The following is a 2,839-nucleotide window of genomic DNA, read 5'->3' as shown; positions in this document are numbered from 1 at the left end:
ACCGACATCGTCGGCGGGGTCGAGGTCACGCTGGCTGACTTGGACTAGCCGCCCGCGGGTGCGGTAGTCTCGTCGCGCATTCGTGCGGGCCTATAGCTCAGGCGGTTAGAGCGCTTCGCTGATAACGAAGAGGTCGGAGGTTCGAGTCCTCCTAGGCCCACGATGTCCTGGTCGAAGCACGGCGGCGCGCTCGCCCTGATCGTGTTCGCGGCGGCGGTGCTCGCATCGCGCCGCCGCGTCGAGGTGTGGCACACGCTCTCCGGCCGGGACACCGACACGGGGCCTTAGCTCAGTTGGTAGAGCGCTGCCTTTGCAAGGCAGATGTCAGGAGTTCGAATCTCCTAGGCTCCACAGGCAGGCTCCCAGTCACCTCACGCCGGGGTCCGAGCAGGTGCCGGTAGCGGCAATGGCACACTGTGAACCCGTGAGCACAAGCCCGATTCAGACCGCGACCGCGACCCTGCACACCAATCGCGGCGACATCAAGATCGCCCTCTTCGGAAACCACGCCCCCAAGACCGTCGGCAACTTCGTCGGACTGGCCCAGGGCACCAAGGACTACTCGACGCAGAACGCCACCGGCGGGTCGGCCGGCCCCTTCTACGACGGGTCGATCTTCCACCGGGTCATCCGCGGCTTCATGATCCAGGGCGGCGACCCGACCGGCACCGGCCGCGGCGGCCCGGGCTACAAGTTCGCCGACGAGTTCCACCCCGAGCTGGCGTTCGACCGGCCGTATCTGCTGGCCATGGCCAACGCCGGGCCGGGCACCAACGGGTCGCAGTTCTTCATCACCGTCGGCCCGACCCCGCACCTCAACCGCAAGCACACCATCTTCGGCGAGGTCGTCGACCCCGAGTCGCAGAAGGTGGTCGATGCGATCGCCACCACGTCGACCGACGGTATGGACCGGCCCGACGACGACGTCGTCATCGAGTCGGTCACGATCTCCTGACGCGGGGCGCACAGGGCAGCCTTTCCCGAGGCACTTCCGTCCGGCTTGCAGCGACAGCGGCCCGTCAGGTCACGAGGAGTCGCTCCTAGCCGGGCGGCACTACCGGTGCCCGCCACGCCCCGCCGGCCGCCCGGCCGACCCGGGGCCGGGCGCGTACCCGGCCGCGGTCAGCGCGTCGAGTACCGGCAGCGGATCCCCGCCCAGATCCCAGCGGCTCAGCACCAGCAACGCGTCATCGGCGGTGTCGATCTCCAACAGCCGCACCGGCCGGCCCCACCGCCTGAACTCGGTGATGCGGATCAGGTCGACGTCGGTGCGGCGCAGTGTCGTGGTGCGCAGCCACCCGCGGTAGACCAGGCCCTCGGCCGTGATGGCCAGCCGGGGCCGCGCCCGCCATGAACCCGCGGCGAACAGGAGCAGACCGAAGGCCGCGATGCCCGAGAGGAACAGGCCGGGCGGGTCGGCGGCCACCAGCGCGCAGCCCAGCGCCATCGCCAGCCCGGCCGCCGCGACGGCGGCGATGGCCGCCGGGGACGGCCCCCACTCGCCACGGTTATCCACAGGCACTATGCACAGTGGGGATGAATCACAGGCGTGTGATTGATCTCACCGCCACCGCATCGTCAGCAGCAGACCGGCGATCATGAAGCCGAACGCGATGGCGTAGTTCCACGGACCGAGGTCCGACATCCACATCAGCGGGTCCGGGGTGTCGTAGCCCGACGCGGCGAGTTGGAAAACCAGCAGCCAGATCAGCCCGATCAGCATCAGCCCGACGAACAGCACGACGAACCAGGTGCTGGACGGGCCGGCCTTGACCTTCACCGGGGTGCGGCTGACCGAACTGGTCGCGAAGTCGTTCTTCTTGCGGACCTTGGACTTGGGCATGGCTACCTTCGCTGGTCGGACCACGGGGCGTCTATGAGATTAACCTAGCCGGGTAGCCTTCATCAGCGTGCGTGTCCTGGTCGTCGACAACTACGACAGCTGCGTGTTCAACCTGGTCCAGTATCTGGGCCAGCTCGGCGCCGAGGCCGAGGTCTGGCGCAACGACGACCGCCGGCTGACCGGGGCCGGCGCGGTCGCCGCGGCGGCGGCGGAGTTCGACGGCGTACTGCTCAGCCCGGGACCGGGCACCCCCGAGCGCGCCGGGGCGTCGATCCCCCTGGTGCGGGCCTGCGCGGAGTCGGGAACCCCGCTGCTGGGCGTGTGTCTGGGCCACCAGGCGATCGGGGTGGCGTTCGGCGCCACCGTCGACCGTGCCCCGGAACTGCTGCACGGCAAGACCAGCTCGGTCTTCCACACCAATGCCGGTGTCCTGCACGGTCTCCCCGACCCGTTCACCGCGACCCGCTATCACTCGCTGACCATCCTGCCGCAGACCCTGCCCGCGGAGCTGGAGGTGACCGCGCGCACCCGCGGCGGGGTCATCATGGCGGTACGCCACGTCGAGCTGCCGATCCACGGCGTGCAGTTCCACCCCGAGTCCATCCTGACCGAGGGGGGCCACCGGATGCTGGCCAACTGGCTGGGCTGCTGCGGGGAGGCGCCGGCCGAAACCCTGGTGGGCCGACTGGAGCAGGAGGTCGCCGAGACCGTCCGGCACGCCTCGGCCGCCGCGTCCGAGCGGGGGGTTACGACGCAAACGCCAGCGTGACCGACCCGTTGAAGGTGACGCCGCTTCCCGGCGACGGGCTCTGGGTCACCACCGCGTTGGTCCGCTGGCCGCTGTTTGCGACGTCCGGTCCCTTCACCAGCACCCCGGTCCAGCCCAGTGCCCGCAGATTGGGCTCGGCGTCCACCCAGAACTGGCCGACCAGGTTCGGCATGACGAACTGGTTGCCCTTGGACACCTTCAGCGTGACCGGGGTGTCCAGTTCCGAA

Annotated in this window: 6 protein-coding genes and 2 tRNA genes; 5 read left to right on the top strand and 3 right to left on the bottom strand. The window is 69.5% G+C overall.

What is annotated here, in order from left to right; genetic code table 11:
* The first annotated feature begins 86 nt into the window (after positions 1 to 86).
* The 4 genes from ACKOQ4_RS07750 (at position 87) to ACKOQ4_RS07735 (ending at position 955) form a co-directional block, all read left to right on the top strand.
* Positions 87 to 160 (top strand) — tRNA-Ile (locus tag ACKOQ4_RS07750).
* 2 nt (positions 161 to 162) lie between these two features.
* Positions 163 to 288 (top strand): hypothetical protein, encoded by a 126-nt coding sequence (locus tag ACKOQ4_RS07745; protein WP_526290498.1) that lies wholly within the window; start codon positions 163 to 165, stop codon positions 286 to 288.
* Positions 279 to 351 (top strand) — tRNA-Ala (locus tag ACKOQ4_RS07740). The genes ACKOQ4_RS07745 and ACKOQ4_RS07740 overlap by 10 nt, the downstream gene beginning before the upstream one ends.
* Positions 352 to 424: 73 nt before the next feature.
* The gene (locus ACKOQ4_RS07735) at positions 425 to 955 is read left to right on the top strand and encodes a peptidylprolyl isomerase (RefSeq protein ID WP_526290496.1); all 531 of its coding nucleotides are present in this window, start codon (positions 425 to 427) and stop codon (positions 953 to 955) included.
* Positions 956 to 1,054: 99 nt separating this feature from the next.
* Here ACKOQ4_RS07735 and ACKOQ4_RS07730 read toward each other — a convergent pair whose 3' ends face one another.
* Together ACKOQ4_RS07730 and crgA are read right to left on the bottom strand one after the other, a co-directional pair.
* Positions 1,055 to 1,522, bottom strand: a complete 468-nt coding sequence (locus tag ACKOQ4_RS07730; protein ID WP_526290494.1) for a PH domain-containing protein — start codon at positions 1,520 to 1,522, stop codon at positions 1,055 to 1,057.
* A 39-nt stretch (positions 1,523 to 1,561) separates the two neighbouring features.
* Positions 1,562 to 1,843 carry a cell division protein CrgA gene (crgA, locus tag ACKOQ4_RS07725; protein ID WP_526290500.1) on the bottom strand — a complete coding sequence of 94 codons (282 nt, stop codon included), beginning with the start codon at positions 1,841 to 1,843 and terminating at the stop codon, positions 1,562 to 1,564.
* A 67-nt stretch (positions 1,844 to 1,910) separates the two neighbouring features.
* Here crgA and ACKOQ4_RS07720 point away from each other — a divergent pair, with 67 nt between their 5' ends.
* Positions 1,911 to 2,612 carry an aminodeoxychorismate/anthranilate synthase component II gene (locus ACKOQ4_RS07720; RefSeq protein ID WP_526290492.1) on the top strand — a complete coding sequence of 234 codons (702 nt, stop codon included), beginning with the start codon at positions 1,911 to 1,913 and terminating at the stop codon, positions 2,610 to 2,612.
* Here ACKOQ4_RS07720 and ACKOQ4_RS07715 read toward each other — a convergent pair.
* On the bottom strand, positions 2,590 to 2,839 hold a 250-nt coding region (locus tag ACKOQ4_RS07715), incomplete at its 5' end, for a PASTA domain-containing protein (protein WP_526290490.1). The genes ACKOQ4_RS07720 and ACKOQ4_RS07715 overlap by 23 nt on opposite strands.

Source organism: Mycobacterium sp., assembly GCF_046095365.1.
Taxonomy (GTDB): domain Bacteria; phylum Actinomycetota; class Actinomycetes; order Mycobacteriales; family Mycobacteriaceae; genus Mycobacterium.
Note: the sequence above shows the minus strand (reverse complement) of the source record. Positions and strands in the feature narration are given on the sequence as shown.